This is a genomic window from Escherichia coli (assembly GCF_036503815.1).
Classification (GTDB): domain Bacteria; phylum Pseudomonadota; class Gammaproteobacteria; order Enterobacterales; family Enterobacteriaceae; genus Escherichia; species Escherichia coli_F.
The window spans coordinates 4,488,498-4,504,962 of sequence record NZ_AP027764.1; the positions used below are offsets into that span (position 1 = coordinate 4,488,498).

Here is a 16,465-nt window from a genome sequence, read left to right on the forward strand (position 1 = left end):
TCTTTCCCGCCGACTAACATCCTTCCCCCGTCCGTTGTATAGTGACCTCTCTCTTGCGGTTCCATCTGTTCTTGCGAGGTGTTTATGCTTGATGAAAAAAGTTCGAATACCGTGTCTGTCGTGGTGCTATGTACCGCACCGGATGAAGCGACAGCCCAGGATTTAGCCGCCAAAGTGCTGGCGGAAAAACTGGCAGCCTGCGCGACCTTGATCCCCGGCGCGACCTCTCTCTATTACTGGGAAGGTAAGCTGGAGCAAGAATACGAAGTACAGATGATTTTAAAAACTACCGTATCTCACCAGCAGGCACTGCTGGAATGCCTGAAGTCTCATCATCCATATCAAACCCCGGAACTTCTGGTTTTACCTGTTACACACGGAGACACAGATTACCTCTCATGGCTCAACGCATCTTTACGCTGATCCTGCTACTTTGCAGCACTTCCGTTTTTGCCGGATTATTCGACGCGCCGGGACGTTCGCAATTTGTCCCCGCGGATCAAGCCTTTGCTTTTGATTTTCAGCAAAACCAACATGACCTGAATCTGACCTGGCAGATCAAAGACGGTTACTACCTCTACCGTAAACAGGTCCGTATTACGCCGGAACACGCGAAAATTGCCGACGTGCAGCTGCCGCAAGGCGTCTGGCATGAAGATGAATTTTACGGCAAAAGCGAGATTTACCGCGATCGGCTGACACTTCCCATAACCATCAACCAGGCGAGTGCAGGAGCGACGTTAACGGTGACCTACCAGGGCTGCGCTGATGCCGGCTTCTGTTATCCGCCAGAAACCAAAACCGTTCCGTTAAGCGAAGTGGTCGCCAACAACGCAGCGCTACAGCCTGCATCTGTTCCGCAGCAAGAGCAGCCCGCCGCACAATTGCCCTTTTCCGCGCTCTGGGCGTTGTTGATCGGTATTGGTATCGCCTTTACGCCATGCGTGCTGCCAATGTACCCACTGATTTCTGGCATCGTGCTGGGCGGTAAACAGCGGCTCTCCACTGCCAGAGCATTGTTGCTGACCTTTATTTATGTGCAGGGGATGGCGCTGACTTACACGGCACTGGGTCTGGTGGTTGCCGCCGCAGGGTTACAGTTCCAGGCGGCGCTACAGCACCCATACGTGCTCATTGGCCTCGCTATCGTCTTTACCTTGCTGGCGATGTCAATGTTTGGCTTGTTTACCCTGCAACTCCCCTCTTCGCTGCAAACGCGCCTCACGCTGATGAGCAATCGCCAACAGGGCGGTTCACCTGGCGGTGTGTTTGTTATGGGGGCGATTGCCGGACTGATCTGTTCACCATGCACCACCGCACCGCTTAGCGCGATTCTGCTGTATATCGCCCAAAGCGGGAACATGTGGCTGGGCGGCGGCACGCTTTATCTCTATGCGTTGGGCATGGGCCTGCCGCTGATGCTAATTACCGTCTTTGGTAACCGCTTGCTGCCGAAAAGCGGCCCGTGGATGGAACAAGTCAAAACCGCGTTTGGTTTTGTGATCCTCGCGCTGCCGGTCTTCCTGCTGGAGCGAGTGATTGGTGATATATGGGGATTACGCTTGTGGTCGGCGCTTGGTGTCGCATTCTTTGGCTGGGCCTTTATCACCAGCCTACAGGCCAAACGCGGCTGGATGAGCGTAGTGCAAATAATTCTGCTGGCAGCAGCATTGGTTAGCGTGCGCCCACTTCAGGATTGGGCATTTGGTGCGACGCATACCGCGCAAACTCAGACGCATCTCAACTTTACACAAATCAAAACGGTAGATGAGTTAAATCAGGCGCTCGTTGAAGCCAAAGGCAAACCAGTGATGTTAGATCTCTATGCCGACTGGTGCGTCGCCTGTAAAGAGTTTGAGAAATACACCTTCAGCGACCCGCAGGTGCAAAAAGCGTTAGCAGACACGGTATTACTTCAGGCCAACGTCACTGCCAACGACGCCCAAGATGTGGCGCTGTTAAAGCATCTTAATGTCCTTGGCCTACCGACAATTCTCTTTTTTGACGGACAAGGCCAGGAGCATCCACAAGCACGCGTCACGGGCTTTATGGATGCTGAAACCTTCAGCGCACATTTGCGCGATCGCCAACCGTGAACGACACTTGCAGTGGGAAAGACGGAGGAAAATAGCGTGCAACGTGAAGATGTACTGGGAGAAGCCCTGAAATTATTAGAATTACAAGGGATTGCCAACACCACGCTGGAGATGGTTGCTGAACGTGTGGATTATCCACTGGACGAGCTACGCCGCTTCTGGCCAGACAAAGAGGCAATCCTCTATGATGCGCTGCGCTATCTTAGCCAACAGATAGATGTCTGGCGTCGTCAGCTGATGCTGGACGAAACGCAAACCGCCGAACAAAAGCTGCTGGCACGTTATCAGGCGTTATCGGAGTGCGTTAAAAACAACCGCTATCCGGGCTGTCTGTTTATCGCTGCCTGTACGTTTTATCCCGATCCTGGCCACCCTATTCATCAACTGGCCGATCAGCAAAAAAGCGCGGCCTACGATTTCACCCACGAACTGTTAACCACGCTGGAAGTTGACGATCCGGCGATGGTAGCAAAGCAGATGGAACTGGTGCTGGAAGGCTGTTTAAGCCGAATGCTGGTGAATCGTAGCCACGCGGATGTCGACACCGCACATCGGCTGGCAGAAGATATCCTGCGCTTCGCTCGCTGCCGCCAGGGTGGCGCACTGACCTGACAGAAACACAGAAAAGAAGCGATTTGCCGCAATCTTAAGCAGTTGAATCGCTTTTACTGAAATTAGGTTGACGAGATGTGCAGATTACGGTTTAATGCGCCCCGTTGCCCGGATAGCTCAGTCGGTAGAGCAGGGGATTGAAAATCCCCGTGTCCTTGGTTCGATTCCGAGTCCGGGCACCAAATTCATATAAACGGACCTCCACGGAGGTCCGTTTTTCGTTTCAGGACGCCATGTGATTTAAGCGTTCTGCCTTCAAATCATTTCTAACAATCTCAACCAAATTTTCCCACATCGCCAGCATGTTGCGGGTATACCCCAGCTCTGGGAAATTTATCCCTAAGCTATGAATGACTCTCACGAAATGTCGTGCGGCTGCGTGGTGCAGTTGAAAATCAAATGATGTCATCAAGAGCTTAACGGTATCGTTGCCGATGACATATATAAAGCACAACCTCGGGCAGAACGCCGACTGATGAGATTTTCTGAATGAGAACAAAGAGAAATGTATCAGTCCGCTTGCTCATGCAAAGACTAACAATCCATAAAAATAGTAAGCGCGCCGGGCAATTTCCCATGGATTATTTTCTGAACATTTTTCTTTGGCAAAGATGATGAATTTTGATGATAAGGAATATTACTTCTGGTTCTCAGTAAAATCCTTTCGTAATACTATGTAATCAAGAAGTTTATGGCTGGTAAAAATAACGTCTTGCATTCACCAATTATATGTAAATAAAACCATCTATAGATGGTAAAAATAGGTTGTGGCAATTATCATTGAACCATTCCCTTTTCGAATGAGTTTCTATTATGCAACAACCTGTAGTTCGCGTTGGCGAATGGCTTGTTACTCCGTCCATAAACCAAATTAGTCGCAATGGGCGTCAACTTACCCTTGAGCCGAGATTAATCGATCTTCTGGTTTTCTTTGCTCAACACAGTGGCGAAGTACTTAGCAGGGATGAACTTATCGATAATGTCTGGAAGAGAAGTATTGTCACCAATCACGTTGTGACGCAGAGTATCTCAGAACTACGTAAGTCATTAAAAGATAATGATGAAGATAGTCCTGTCTATATCGCTACTGTACCAAAGCGCGGCTATAAATTAATGGTGCCGGTTATCTGGTACAGCGAAGAAGAGGGAGAGGAAATAATGCTATCTTCGCCTCCCCCTATACCAGAGGCGGTTCCTGACACAGATTCTCCCTCCCAAAGTCTTAACATTCAAAACACCGCAACACCACCTGAACAATCCCCAGTTAAAAGCAAACGATTCACTACCTTTTGGGTATGGTTTTTTTTCCTGTTGTCGTTAGGTATCTGTGTAGCACTGGTAGCGTTTTCAAGTCTTGATACACGTCTTCCTATGAGCAAATCGCGTATTTTGCTCAATCCACGCGATATTGACATTAATATGGTAAATAAAAGTTGTAACAGCTGGAGTTCCCCGTATCAGCTCTCTTACGCGATAGGCGTGGGTGATTTGGTGGCGACATCACTTAACACCTTCTCCACCTTTATGGTGCATGACAAAATCAACTACAACATTGATGAACCGAGCAGTTCCGGTAAAACATTATCTATTGCGTTTGTTAATCAGCGCCAATACCGTGCTCAACAATGCTTTATGTCGGTAAAATTGGTAGACAATGCAGATGGTTCAACCATGCTGGATAAACGTTATGTCATCACTAACGGTAATCAGCTGGCGATTCAAAATGATTTACTGGAGAGTTTATCAAAAGCGTTAAACCAACCGTGGCCACAACGAATGCAGGAGATGCTCCAGCAAATTTTGCCGCATCGTGGTGCGTTATTAACTAATTTTTATCAGGCTCATGATTATTTACTGCATGGCGATGATAAATCATTGAACCGTGCCAGTGAATTACTAGGTGAGATTGTTCAATCATCCCCCGAATTTACCTACGCGAGAGCAGAAAAAGCATTAGTTGATATCGTGCGCCATTCTCAACATCCTTTAGATGAAAAACAATTAGCAGCACTGAATACAGAAATAGATAACATTGTTACACTGCCGGAACTGAACAACCTGTCCATTATATATCAAATAAAAGCGGTCAGTGCTCTGGTAAAAGGTAAAACAGATGAGTCTTACCAGGCGATAAATACTGGCATTGATCTTGAAATGTCCTGGCTAAATTATGTGTTGCTTGGCAAGGTTTATGAAATGAAGGGGATGAACCGGGAAGCAGCTGATGCATATCTCACCGCCTTTAATTTACGCCCAGGGGCAAACACCCTTTACTGGATTGAAAATGGTATATTCCAGACTTCTGTTCCTTATGTTGTACCTTATCTCGACAAATTTCTCGCCTCAGAATAAGTGACTCCCGGGTTGACTCATGCTCGAGAATATTTGTTGTTGATTTTTTGTATGTTATTGTTGGTATAATATGTTGCGGCAATTTATTTGCCGCATAATTTTTATAGCAGAAATTTAACCGAAAAACATCTCTTAATTCATTGTAAATATTGAATGTTTATCTTTTCATGATATCAACTTGCGATCCTGATGTGTTAATAAAAAACCTCAAGTTCTCACTTACAGAAACTTTTGTGTTATTTCACCTAATCTTTAGGATTAATCTTTTTTTTTGAGTAATCTTGTCGCCAGTTTGGTCTGGTCAGTAAATAGTTACGCATCATGACCCGGACTCCAAATTCAAAAATGAAATTAGGAGAAGAGCATGAGTTCTGCCAAGAAGATCGGGCTATTTGCCTGTACCGGTGTTGTTGCCGGTAATATGATGGGGAGCGGCATTGCATTATTGCCTGCGAACCTTGCAAGTATCGGTGGTATTGCTATCTGGGGTTGGATTATCTCTATTATTGGTGCAATGTCGTTGGCTTATGTATATGCCCGACTGGCAACAAAAAACCCGCAACAAGGTGGCCCAATTGCTTATGCCGGAGAAATTTCTCCTGCATTTGGTTTTCAGACAGGTGTTCTTTATTACCATGCTAACTGGATTGGTAACCTGGCGATTGGTATTACCGCTGTATCTTATCTTTCCACCTTCTTCCCTGTATTAAATGATCCTGTTCCGGCGGGTATCGCTTGTATTGCTATCGTCTGGGTATTTACCTTTGTAAATATGCTCGGCGGTACCTGGGTAAGCCGTTTAACCACTATTGGTCTGGTGCTGGTTCTTATTCCTGTAGTTATGACTGCTATTGTTGGCTGGCATTGGTTTGATGCTGCAACTTATGCTGCTAACTGGAATACCGCAGGTACTACTGATGGTCATGCGATCATTAAAAGTATTCTGCTCTGCCTGTGGGCCTTCGTGGGTGTTGAATCCGCAGCGGTAAGTACTGGTATGGTTAAAAACCCGAAACGTACCGTTCCGCTGGCAACCATGCTGGGTACTGGTTTAGCAGGTATTGTTTACATCGCTGCAACTCAGGTGCTTTCCGGTATGTATCCGTCTTCTGTAATGGCAGGCTCCGGTGCTCCGTTTGCAATCAGTGCTTCTACTATCCTGGGTAACTGGGCTGCGCCGATGGTTTCTGCATTCACCGCTTTTGCGTGCCTGACTTCTCTGGGCTCCTGGATGATGCTGGTAGGTCAGGCAGGTGTGCGTGCCGCTAACGACGGTAACTTCCCGAAAGTTTATGGTGAAGTCGACAGCAACGGTATTCCGAAAAAAGGTCTGCTGCTGGCTGCAGTGAAAATGACTGCCCTGATGATCCTCATCACTCTGATGAACTCTGCCGGTGGTAAAGCATCTGACCTGTTCGGTGAACTGACCGGTATCGCAGTACTGCTGACTATGCTGCCGTACTTCTACTCTTGCGTTGACCTGATTCGTTTTGAAGGCGTTAACATCCGCAACTTTGTCAGCCTGATCTGCTCTGTACTGGGTTGCGTGTTCTGCTTCATCGCGCTAATGGGCGCAAGCTCCTTCGAGCTGGCAGGTACCTTCATCGTCAGCCTGATTATCCTGATGTTCTACGCTCGCAAAATGCACGAGCGCCAGAGCCACTCAATGGATAACCACACAGCGTCTAACGCACATTAATTAAAAGTATTTTCCGAGGCTCCTCCTTTCATTTTGTCCCATGTGTTGGGAGGGGCCTTTTTTACCTGGAGATATGACTATGAACGTTATTGCAATATTGAATCACATGGGGGTTTATTTTAAAGAAGAACCCATCCGTGAACTTCATCGCGCGCTTGAACGTCTGAACTTCCAGATTGTTTACCCGAATGACCGTGACGACTTATTAAAACTGATCGAAAACAATGCGCGTCTGTGCGGTGTTATTTTTGACTGGGATAAATATAATCTCGAGCTGTGCGAAGAAATTAGCAAAATGAACGAGAACCTGCCGTTGTATGCGTTCGCTAATACGTATTCCACTCTCGATGTCAGCCTGAATGACCTGCGTTTACAGATTAGCTTCTTTGAATATGCGCTGGGTGCTGCTGATGATATTGCTAACAAGATCAAGCAGACCACTGACGAATATATCAACACTATTCTGCCTCCGCTGACCAAAGCACTGTTTAAATATGTTCGTGAAGGTAAATATACTTTCTGTACTCCTGGTCACATGGGCGGTACTGCATTCCAGAAAAGCCCGGTAGGTAGCCTGTTCTATGATTTCTTTGGTCCGAACACCATGAAATCTGATATTTCCATTTCAGTATCTGAACTGGGTTCTCTGCTGGATCACAGTGGTCCACACAAAGAAGCAGAACAGTATATCGCTCGCGTATTTAACGCAGACCGCAGTTACATGGTGACCAACGGTACTTCCACTGCGAACAAAATTGTTGGTATGTACTCTGCTCCGGCAGGCAGCACCATTCTGATTGACCGTAACTGCCACAAATCGCTGACCCACCTGATGATGATGAGCGATGTTACGCCAATCTATTTCCGCCCGACCCGTAACGCTTACGGTATTCTTGGTGGTATCCCACAGAGTGAATTCCAGCACGCTACCATTGCTAAGCGCGTGAAAGAAACACCAAACGCAACCTGGCCGGTACATGCTGTAATTACCAACTCTACCTATGATGGTCTGCTGTACAACACCGACTTCATCAAGAAAACACTGGATGTGAAATCCATCCACTTTGACTCCGCGTGGGTGCCTTACACCAACTTCTCACCGATTTACGAAGGTAAATGCGGTATGAGCGGTGGCCGTGTAGAAGGGAAAGTGATTTACGAAACCCAGTCTACTCACAAACTGCTGGCGGCGTTCTCTCAGGCTTCCATGATCCACGTTAAAGGTGATGTAAACGAAGAAACCTTTAACGAAGCCTACATGATGCACACCACCACTTCTCCGCACTACGGTATCGTGGCGTCCACTGAAACCGCTGCGGCGATGATGAAAGGTAATGCTGGTAAGCGTCTGATCAACGGTTCCATTGAACGTGCGATCAAGTTCCGTAAAGAGATCAAACGCCTGAGAACGGAATCTGATGGCTGGTTCTTTGATGTATGGCAGCCGGATCATATCGATACCACTGAATGCTGGCCGCTGCGTTCTGACAGCTCCTGGCACGGCTTCAAGAACATCGACAATGAGCACATGTATCTTGACCCGATTAAAGTCACCCTGCTGACCCCGGGGATGGAAAAAGACGGCACCATGAGCGACTTTGGTATTCCGGCCAGCATCGTGGCGAAATACCTCGACGAACATGGCATCGTTGTTGAGAAAACCGGCCCGTATAACCTGCTGTTCCTGTTCAGCATCGGTATTGATAAGACCAAAGCATTGAGCCTGCTGCGTGCTCTGACTGACTTCAAACGTGCGTTCGACCTGAACCTGCGTGTGAAAAACATGCTGCCGTCTCTGTATCGTGAAGATCCTGAATTCTATGAAGATATGCGTATTCAGGAACTGGCTCAGAATATCCACAAACTGATTGTTCACCACAATCTGCCGGATCTGATGTATCGCGCATTTGAAGTTCTGCCGACAATGGTTATGACTCCGTATGCGGCGTTCCAGAAAGAGCTGCACGGTATGACCGAAGAAGTTTACCTCGACGAAATGGTAGGTCGTATTAACGCCAATATGATCCTTCCGTATCCGCCGGGAGTTCCTCTGGTAATGCCGGGTGAAATGATCACCGAAGAAAGCCGTCCGGTTCTGGAGTTCCTGCAGATGCTGTGTGAAATCGGCGCTCACTATCCGGGCTTTGAAACCGATATTCACGGTGCATACCGTCAGGCTGATGGCCGCTATACCGTTAAGGTATTGAAAGAAGAAAGCAAAAAATAATTAGCTCGTACAAGGGAAGTGGCTTGCCACTTCCCTTTTTTGCTCATAAGGAGAACACATGAAAACACCCTCACAGCCGCGCGCGATATACTATATCGTGGCGATCCAAATCTGGGAGTACTTCAGTTTTTACGGCATGCGTGCCTTACTCATTCTCTATCTCACCCATCAGCTTGGTTTTGATGATAACCATGCCATCAGCCTGTTCAGCGCATATGCATCTCTGGTTTACGTTACCCCTATTCTCGGCGGCTGGCTTGCCGACCGCCTGCTCGGCAATCGCACTGCAGTGATTGCCGGCGCGCTGTTAATGACCCTTGGCCATGTAGTGCTGGGCATTGATACAAATTCAACCTTTAGCCTGTATCTGGCGCTGGCAATCATTATTTGTGGCTACGGTTTATTCAAATCAAACATCAGCTGTTTGCTTGGCGAGCTCTACGACGAGAACGATCATCGACGTGATGGCGGTTTTTCGCTGCTGTATGCTGCGGGCAATATCGGTTCTATCGCAGCCCCCATCGCCTGCGGCCTGGCTGCTCAGTGGTATGGCTGGCATGTTGGCTTTGCCCTTGCGGGTGGCGGCATGTTTATCGGTTTGTTGATTTTCTTAAGCGGTCATCGTCATTTCCAGTCCACGCGTAGTATGGATAAGAAAGCGCTCACTCGCGTGAAATTTGCCTTACCAGTATGGAGCTGGTTAGTGGTGATGCTCTGTTTAGCCCCAGTATTTTTTACCCTGCTGCTGGAGAACGACTGGTCGGGATATTTGCTGGCGATCGTTTGCCTCATTGCCGCACAAATCATTGCCCGCATGATGATCAAATTCCCCGAACACCGCCGTGCTCTTTGGCAAATTGTATTGTTGATGTTTGTCGGGACGTTGTTCTGGGTACTGGCACAACAGGGCGGCAGTACCATCAGCTTGTTTATCGATCGCTTTGTGAATCGTCAGGCATTCAATATTGAAGTACCTACAGCACTATTCCAGTCGGTGAATGCCATTGCGGTGATGCTCGCTGGGGTTGTTCTGGCCTGGCTGGCGTCGCCAGAAAGCCGCGGCAATTCAGCATTGCGCGTCTGGCTGAAGTTTGCCTTTGGCTTACTGCTGATGGCTTGTGGCTTTATGTTGCTGGCATTTGATGCCCGACATGCAGCGGCCGGCGGTCAAGCGTCAATGGGCGTGATGATATCCGGGCTGGCGCTAATGGGCTTTGCCGAACTCTTTATTGACCCGGTGGCGATTGCGCAAATCACGCGTCTGAAAATGTCTGGCGTATTAACCGGTATTTATATGCTGGCAACAGGCGCGGTCGCCAACTGGCTGGCAGGCGTCGTGGCACAGCAGACGACAGAGTCGCAAATTAGCGGAATGGCAATTGCAGCTTACCAGCGATTCTTTTCTCAGATGGGAGAGTGGACGTTGGCTTGTGTCGCGATCATCGTGGTATTGGCCTTTGCTACCCGTTTTCTGTTTAGCACGCCGACGAATATGATACAGGAGAGCAACGATTAACTGTCGTAAAAACAATTGGTTATGAATAAATTAACTTTCAGTTTATCACACTAGCAAATCGAGATTAATAAGTTATTTAAACCATCTTGTTGGTTATTTATTAGTGATATCAACTTGAGGTAAGCGTTAGTTTCGATAAGATAAACTGAGTTATTAATAGTCGAGGCAGATAATACAGTGTACCGATCTGTCTCTTTATCTACGCTAAATTGAAAGCTGGATTTAGAGGAACCAAAATGTCTGAACGAGAAACACGGGGAGCCAATGAGGCTATTGATTTTAACGATGAACTGAGAAATCGCCGCGAAAAACTGGCGGCACTACGTCAGCAAGGTGTGGCGTTTCCCAATGATTTTCGCCGCGACCATACCTCTGACCAGTTGCACGAAGAGTTTGATGCAAAGGATAACCAGGAACTGGAATCCTTAAACATTGAAGTCTCGGTTGCTGGCCGAATGATGACCCGTCGTATTATGGGGAAAGCCTCCTTTGTAACGTTGCAGGATGTCGGTGGCCGTATTCAACTGTACATTGCAAGAGATAGCCTGCCAGAAGGTGTTTATAACGATCAGTTTAAAAAATGGGACCTCGGCGACATTATCGGTGCCCGCGGTACGCTGTTTAAGACGCAAACGGGTGAGCTTTCCATTCACTGTACTGAGTTACGCCTGCTGACTAAGGCACTGCGTCCTTTACCAGATAAATTCCATGGTCTGCAGGATCAGGAAGTCCGTTATCGTCAACGTTATCTGGACCTCATCGCTAACGATAAATCCCGTCAAACGTTTGTTGTCCGTTCAAAAATTCTGGCCGCTATCCGTCAGTTCATGGTCGCGCGCGGCTTTATGGAAGTAGAAACCCCGATGATGCAGGTAATTCCAGGTGGGGCATCTGCTCGCCCGTTTATTACCCATCATAACGCTCTGGATTTAGATATGTACCTGCGTATCGCGCCGGAGCTGTATCTGAAACGTCTGGTTGTAGGCGGTTTTGAACGGGTATTCGAAATCAACCGTAACTTCCGTAATGAAGGTATTTCTGTTCGCCATAATCCTGAGTTCACAATGATGGAACTCTACATGGCATATGCGGATTACCATGATTTGATTGAACTGACGGAGTCACTGTTCCGCACCCTGGCACAAGAGGTACTGGGTACCACTAAAGTCACTTATGGCGAGCATGTGTTTGATTTCGGCAAACCGTTTGAAAAACTCACCATGCGCGAAGCAATCAAAAAATATCGTCCAGAAACCGATATGGCGGATCTGGATAATTTTGATGCTGCTAAAGCATTAGCTGAATCTATCGGAATTACGGTAGAGAAAAGCTGGGGGCTGGGACGCATTGTCACGGAGATCTTTGATGAAGTGGCAGAAGCACATCTGATTCAGCCAACCTTTATCACGGAATATCCGGCAGAAGTGTCACCGCTGGCGCGCCGTAATGATGTTAACCCGGAAATCACCGACCGTTTTGAATTCTTCATCGGTGGTCGTGAAATCGGTAATGGTTTTAGCGAATTAAACGACGCAGAAGATCAGGCGGAACGTTTCCAGGAACAGGTTAACGCTAAAGCTGCAGGTGACGACGAAGCCATGTTCTATGACGAAGATTACGTGACTGCGCTGGAATATGGTCTGCCGCCAACCGCGGGTCTGGGTATTGGTATCGACCGAATGATTATGCTGTTTACTAACAGCCATACTATTCGCGACGTTATTCTCTTCCCGGCGATGCGTCCACAGAAATAAATTTCATTTTAACGAACGAAGCAGTCAGACGACTGCTTCGTTCGTCGTTCCACAAATCCAGTTTCGAGGAGAGACGCTTCGTTTCAAGATAACCAGCGGGTCCACTCAACTACAGCTCCTAAAAGAGAGAAAAAAGCAATGCCACAGGCAGACTCATTGGCCAGGTTATTCCGACCAGAAATGCACTAAGTAAACGAATATGTGTTTTCTCATGTGAGATAAACCAGATAATGACAAAGGATATGTTCACACCAATCACATAAAAAATTAATATTTTAGAGAATAGTGCCATTTTTTATGTTCTTCTTATCCTTCCTGACTACTTGTAAAACTGACGGAAATAGTCATCAACGGTCATAATGTTGAGGTCAAAATCAATATCCGGTAAGTCTAAGCATTTGAGCCTGATTAAATCTTCGATTTCACTTGCGGCTAACGATGTCGTTATTGCGAAGGAATTTTCATTCAATTGTCGTGGTATCCCATATTCATCAGCCACGATAGAGGAGAAATTCATATCATACATCAATGATCTTAACCTTAAGAACACTGAGGAATAAGATGATGGATAATCAAAAGAAACAACATAAGTATTGAACTTGTTTTTACCTTCCATAATATGACTCCTATCAATATTAAACGCTCTGGGGACGCACAACTTATTAACCCCGATCGATGATTCTCATATAGGAGATATTCTTTTTTTTTTGCTCAGTAAAGGGGATGACTTGGGACAAGAAAACGCTCTCTCTGACCATTCTTTGTGCATCCCCCTACCCTTCAGATTCTCTCCTGCATCACACCGCGGAGAGCATGAAAAATATCGTGACTCTGTACTCTCCCATCAACTGCGAATATCATCATACTCACGCGTTTTATCAAATTCGTGTTTCGCAAATGGGCATAGTGGGATAATTTTTCGTTTTTCCCGACGCATTTTTTCCACGACTTTCGCAACCAGCTGTTTACCAATCCCTTGCCCTTTCAGGCTTTCATCGACATCGGTATGTTCGATAATCGCTAAATTCTCTCCGGTCGGCACAAAGACAATTTCAGCGATTTGCTTGCCCTGTTCGTCATTAATGTAAAATTTATTGTGGCCTTCGTGTATTTCCATTTTACCCTCGCTTATTTATGACGGTATTTCAGCGCGCCGCTCGGGCACGTATCAATCACTTTAACCACAGTGGCAACGTCGACTTCATCCGGCATGATCCACGGCTTACGTTTGAGGTTAAATAACCTGCCGTTACCACGTACGCAATTGCCAGAATGCTGACATATTGCAGTATTGAAATAGACATCGATATTTTCGCCGGTATAACAGCGATAACCCCCGTCCAGTAGCGCCTGATCCATGACCTTCCCTCTCTCATCAGTATGGTTTTCACTATAAGCATAGCCCCGGAATCTTCATACAGCACTGGCAGTTTCCGTTGCCAGAGTCTCTTCCCCTATATAGCCAATCATTCTTACTCCCTTTGAATTACCCGCCTCATCAGAGATAATGCTTAAGAAATTTGTCACACAAGGAAGCTGATGAGACATTCATTGCCCTACCGCATATTACGCAAACGTCCGATGAAATTGAGTACCACTGTGATCTTAATGGTCAGCGCGGTACTGTTCTCGGTGCTATTGGTGGTGCATCTGATTTACTTCTCGCAAATCAGTGATATGACGCGAGACGGGCTAGCCAACAAGGCACTGGCAGTGGCGCGTACTCTCGCCGACTCGCCGGAAATCCGTCAGGGCTTGCAGAAAAAACCGCAGGAGAGCGGCATCCAGGCCATCGCGGAAGCCGTGCGCAAACGCAACGATCTGCTGTTTATTGTCGTTACCGATATGCAAAGTCTTCGCTACTCGCATCCTGAAGCCCAGCGTATTGGTCAGCCATTTAAAGGTGATGACATCCTTAAAGCGCTGAATGGCGAAGAAAATGTCGCTATCAATCGCGGTTTTCTGGCGCAGGCTTTACGCGTATTTACCCCCATCTACGATGAAAATCATAAACAAATTGGCGTGGTGGCGATCGGCCTTGAGTTAAGTCGCGTGACCCAACAGATCAATGACAGTCGCTGGAGCATCATCTGGTCGGTATTATTTGGCATGCTGGTCGGGCTGATTGGCACCTGCATTCTGGTTAAGGTACTGAAAAAAATCCTTTTCGGCCTGGAACCCTACGAAATCTCCACGCTGTTTGAGCAACGCCAGGCCATGTTGCAGTCTATCAAAGAAGGCGTCGTTGCCGTGGACGATCGCGGCGAGGTCACGCTGATCAACGATGCCGCACAAGAATTGCTGAATTACCGTAAGTCGCAGGACGATGAGAAACTGTCGACGCTAAGCCACGCGTGGTCACAGGTGGTAGATGTCTCGGAAGTGTTACGCGACGGTACCCCGCGGCGCGACGAAGAGATTACGATTAAAGACCGGCTATTACTGATCAACACCGTTCCGGTGCGCAGTAATGGCGTTATCATCGGTGCCATTTCAACCTTCAGGGACAAAACTGAAGTACGTAAACTGATGCAGCGACTCGATGGTCTGGTCAACTATGCTGACGCACTTCGTGAACGATCCCACGAATTTATGAATAAATTGCATGTGATTCTCGGATTATTGCATCTGAAGAGTTATAAGCAGTTGGAAGATTACATTCTCAAAACAGCCAATAACTATCAGGAAGAGATTGGCTCTCTGCTGGGTAAGATCAAATCTCCGGTTATCGCTGGTTTTTTAATCAGCAAGATTAACCGCGCGACCGATTTAGGCCATACGCTGATTTTAAACAGTGAAAGCCAGCTGCCAGACTGCGGCAGTGAGGACCAGGTCGCGACGCTGATTACCACGTTGGGAAATCTGATAGAAAACGCGCTGGAAGCATTAGGGCCGGAACCCGGTGGCGAAATTAGCGTAACATTGCACTACCGTCACGGCTGGCTGCACTGTGAAGTTAACGATGATGGACCGGGGATCGCACCCGACAAAATCGATCACATTTTTGACAAAGGTGTCTCGACAAAAGGAAGCGAGCGAGGCGTCGGTTTAGCACTTGTCAAACAACAGGTAGAAAATCTCGGCGGCAGCATCGCCGTGGAATCGGAACCCGGGATTTTCACACAATTTTTTGTCCAGATACCCTGGGACGGGGAGAGGTCGAACAGATGATCAATGTATTAATTATCGATGACGACGCAATGGTCGCGGAGCTGAATCGCCGATACGTGGCACAAATCCCGGGCTTTCAATGCTGTGGAACGGCTTCGACGCTGGAGAAAGCCAAAGAGATTATCTTCAATAGCGATACGCCTATCGACCTGATATTGCTAGATATCTATATGCAAAAAGAGAACGGGCTCGATTTACTGCCTGTTCTGCATAATGCGCGTTGCAAAAGTGATGTGATTGTTATCTCTTCCGCTGCCGATGCCGCAACCATTAAAGATTCGCTGCATTACGGAGTCGTGGATTACCTGATCAAACCCTTCCAGGCTACCCGCTTTGAAGAGGCGCTCACCGGCTGGCGGCAAAAGAAAATGGCGCTGGAAAAACATCAGTATTATGACCAGGCCGAGCTTGATCAGCTAATCCACGGCAGCAGCTCCAACGAGCAAGATCCTCGTCGCTTGCCAAAAGGCTTAACACCACAGACGTTACGCACGCTGTGCCAGTGGATTGACGCGCATCAGGACTATGAGTTTTCAACCGACGAGCTGGCTAATGAGGTTAACATCTCGCGTGTTTCCTGCCGTAAATATCTCATCTGGCTGGTCAACTGCCACATCTTGTTCACCAGTATCCATTATGGCGTCACAGGTCGTCCGGTTTATCGTTATCGTATTCAGGCAGAACATTACTCACTACTTAAACAATATTGCCAATAACGATCACGGTTATCTGTAAGTAATAATTATTACAGTAATGCAAAATACCCCTGGCACAAGTTACATCGTTCATCAGTAAAACTTGTGCCAGATCAAATATAATTCCCCCTCTCTCACCGCTGAAAATTAATATCTCTTCGGATGAACGGTGTTTTTAATTTCAAAACGCTAACAAAAGTTAATTAACTATTATGTCGCCCGCATTATGTGTATTTTTACCCACAAATGGGTAGTTAAGAATAATCTATAAACCTGATGATACCTACCCTGAGAACAAAAAATATACCGATAAGTATCAATAAGATAGCATCAAACAAAACAT

At 47.1% G+C, this 16,465-nt stretch carries 14 protein-coding genes and 1 tRNA gene; 11 read left to right on the forward strand and 4 right to left on the reverse strand.

Going from position 1 to position 16,465, the window contains the following annotated elements; translation table 11 throughout:
* The first annotated feature begins 84 nt into the window (after window positions 1-84).
* The 9 genes from cutA (at window position 85) to lysS (ending at window position 12,256) form a co-directional block, all read left to right on the forward strand.
* The gene (cutA, locus tag AABJ99_RS21525) at window positions 85-423 is read left to right on the forward strand and encodes a divalent cation tolerance protein CutA (RefSeq protein WP_032304347.1); all 339 of its coding nucleotides are present in this window, start codon (window positions 85-87) and stop codon (window positions 421-423) included.
* On the forward strand, window positions 399-2,096 hold the full coding sequence (gene dsbD / locus AABJ99_RS21530) for a protein-disulfide reductase DsbD (protein WP_039021644.1): 1,698 nt from the start codon (window positions 399-401) through the stop codon (window positions 2,094-2,096). The genes cutA and dsbD overlap by 25 nt, the downstream gene beginning before the upstream one ends.
* A 36-nt stretch (window positions 2,097-2,132) precedes the next feature.
* On the forward strand, window positions 2,133-2,708 hold the full coding sequence (dicD, locus tag AABJ99_RS21535) for a transcriptional regulator (protein WP_001317578.1): 576 nt from the start codon (window positions 2,133-2,135) through the stop codon (window positions 2,706-2,708).
* 106 nt (window positions 2,709-2,814) lie between these two features.
* Window positions 2,815-2,890 (forward strand) — tRNA-Phe (locus tag AABJ99_RS21540).
* Between the two features lie 631 nt (window positions 2,891-3,521).
* Window positions 3,522-5,060 carry a lysine decarboxylation/transport transcriptional activator CadC gene (gene cadC, locus AABJ99_RS21545; RefSeq protein ID WP_001187201.1) on the forward strand — a complete coding sequence of 513 codons (1,539 nt, stop codon included), beginning with the start codon at window positions 3,522-3,524 and terminating at the stop codon, window positions 5,058-5,060.
* A gap of 364 nt (window positions 5,061-5,424) precedes the next feature.
* Window positions 5,425-6,759, forward strand: a complete 1,335-nt coding sequence (cadB, locus tag AABJ99_RS21550) for a cadaverine/lysine antiporter (RefSeq protein WP_000092915.1) — start codon at window positions 5,425-5,427, stop codon at window positions 6,757-6,759.
* Between the two features lie 79 nt (window positions 6,760-6,838).
* Window positions 6,839-8,986: a lysine decarboxylase CadA gene (gene cadA, locus AABJ99_RS21555; protein ID WP_001355092.1), complete on the forward strand. Its 2,148-nt coding sequence runs from the start codon at window positions 6,839-6,841 to the stop codon at window positions 8,984-8,986.
* Window positions 8,987-9,044: 58 nt separating this feature from the next.
* Window positions 9,045-10,502 carry a dipeptide/tripeptide permease DtpC gene (gene dtpC, locus AABJ99_RS21560; protein WP_039021453.1) on the forward strand — a complete coding sequence of 486 codons (1,458 nt, stop codon included), beginning with the start codon at window positions 9,045-9,047 and terminating at the stop codon, window positions 10,500-10,502.
* 236 nt (window positions 10,503-10,738) lie between these two features.
* Entirely contained in the window at window positions 10,739-12,256 is a 1,518-nt protein-coding gene (lysS, locus tag AABJ99_RS21565; RefSeq protein WP_039021452.1) for a lysine--tRNA ligase, read from the forward strand.
* Window positions 12,257-12,374: 118 nt separating this feature from the next.
* Here lysS and ghoT read toward each other — a convergent pair whose 3' ends face one another.
* The 4 genes from ghoT to yjdI all read right to left on the reverse strand — a co-directional run bounded on the left by ghoT (window position 12,375) and on the right by yjdI (window position 13,615).
* The gene (ghoT, locus tag AABJ99_RS21570) at window positions 12,375-12,548 is read right to left on the reverse strand and encodes a type V toxin-antitoxin system toxin GhoT (RefSeq protein ID WP_001173343.1); all 174 of its coding nucleotides are present in this window, start codon (window positions 12,546-12,548) and stop codon (window positions 12,375-12,377) included.
* A gap of 27 nt (window positions 12,549-12,575) precedes the next feature.
* A complete protein-coding gene (gene ghoS, locus AABJ99_RS21575; RefSeq protein ID WP_000398619.1) occupies window positions 12,576-12,872 on the reverse strand; it encodes a type V toxin-antitoxin system endoribonuclease antitoxin GhoS in 297 nt (98 codons plus the stop codon).
* A 228-nt stretch (window positions 12,873-13,100) separates the two neighbouring features.
* Complete coding sequence (yjdJ, locus tag AABJ99_RS21580; RefSeq protein WP_024704987.1) at window positions 13,101-13,373, reverse strand: GNAT family N-acetyltransferase; 273 nt, start codon at window positions 13,371-13,373, stop codon at window positions 13,101-13,103.
* A gap of 11 nt (window positions 13,374-13,384) precedes the next feature.
* Window positions 13,385-13,615 carry a 4Fe-4S mono-cluster protein YjdI gene (gene yjdI, locus AABJ99_RS21585; protein ID WP_039021451.1) on the reverse strand — a complete coding sequence of 77 codons (231 nt, stop codon included), beginning with the start codon at window positions 13,613-13,615 and terminating at the stop codon, window positions 13,385-13,387.
* Window positions 13,616-13,795: 180 nt separating this feature from the next.
* On the opposite strand from yjdI, the gene dcuS reads away from it, so the two are divergent.
* Together dcuS and dcuR are read left to right on the forward strand one after the other, a co-directional pair.
* Window positions 13,796-15,427: a sensor histidine kinase gene (gene dcuS / locus AABJ99_RS21590; RefSeq protein WP_338387448.1), complete on the forward strand. Its 1,632-nt coding sequence runs from the start codon at window positions 13,796-13,798 to the stop codon at window positions 15,425-15,427.
* Window positions 15,424-16,143: a two-component system response regulator DcuR gene (dcuR, locus tag AABJ99_RS21595; RefSeq protein WP_000611290.1), complete on the forward strand. Its 720-nt coding sequence runs from the start codon at window positions 15,424-15,426 to the stop codon at window positions 16,141-16,143. Before dcuS ends, dcuR begins: the two co-directional genes overlap by 4 nt.
* The last annotated feature ends 322 nt before the right edge of the window (window positions 16,144-16,465 follow it).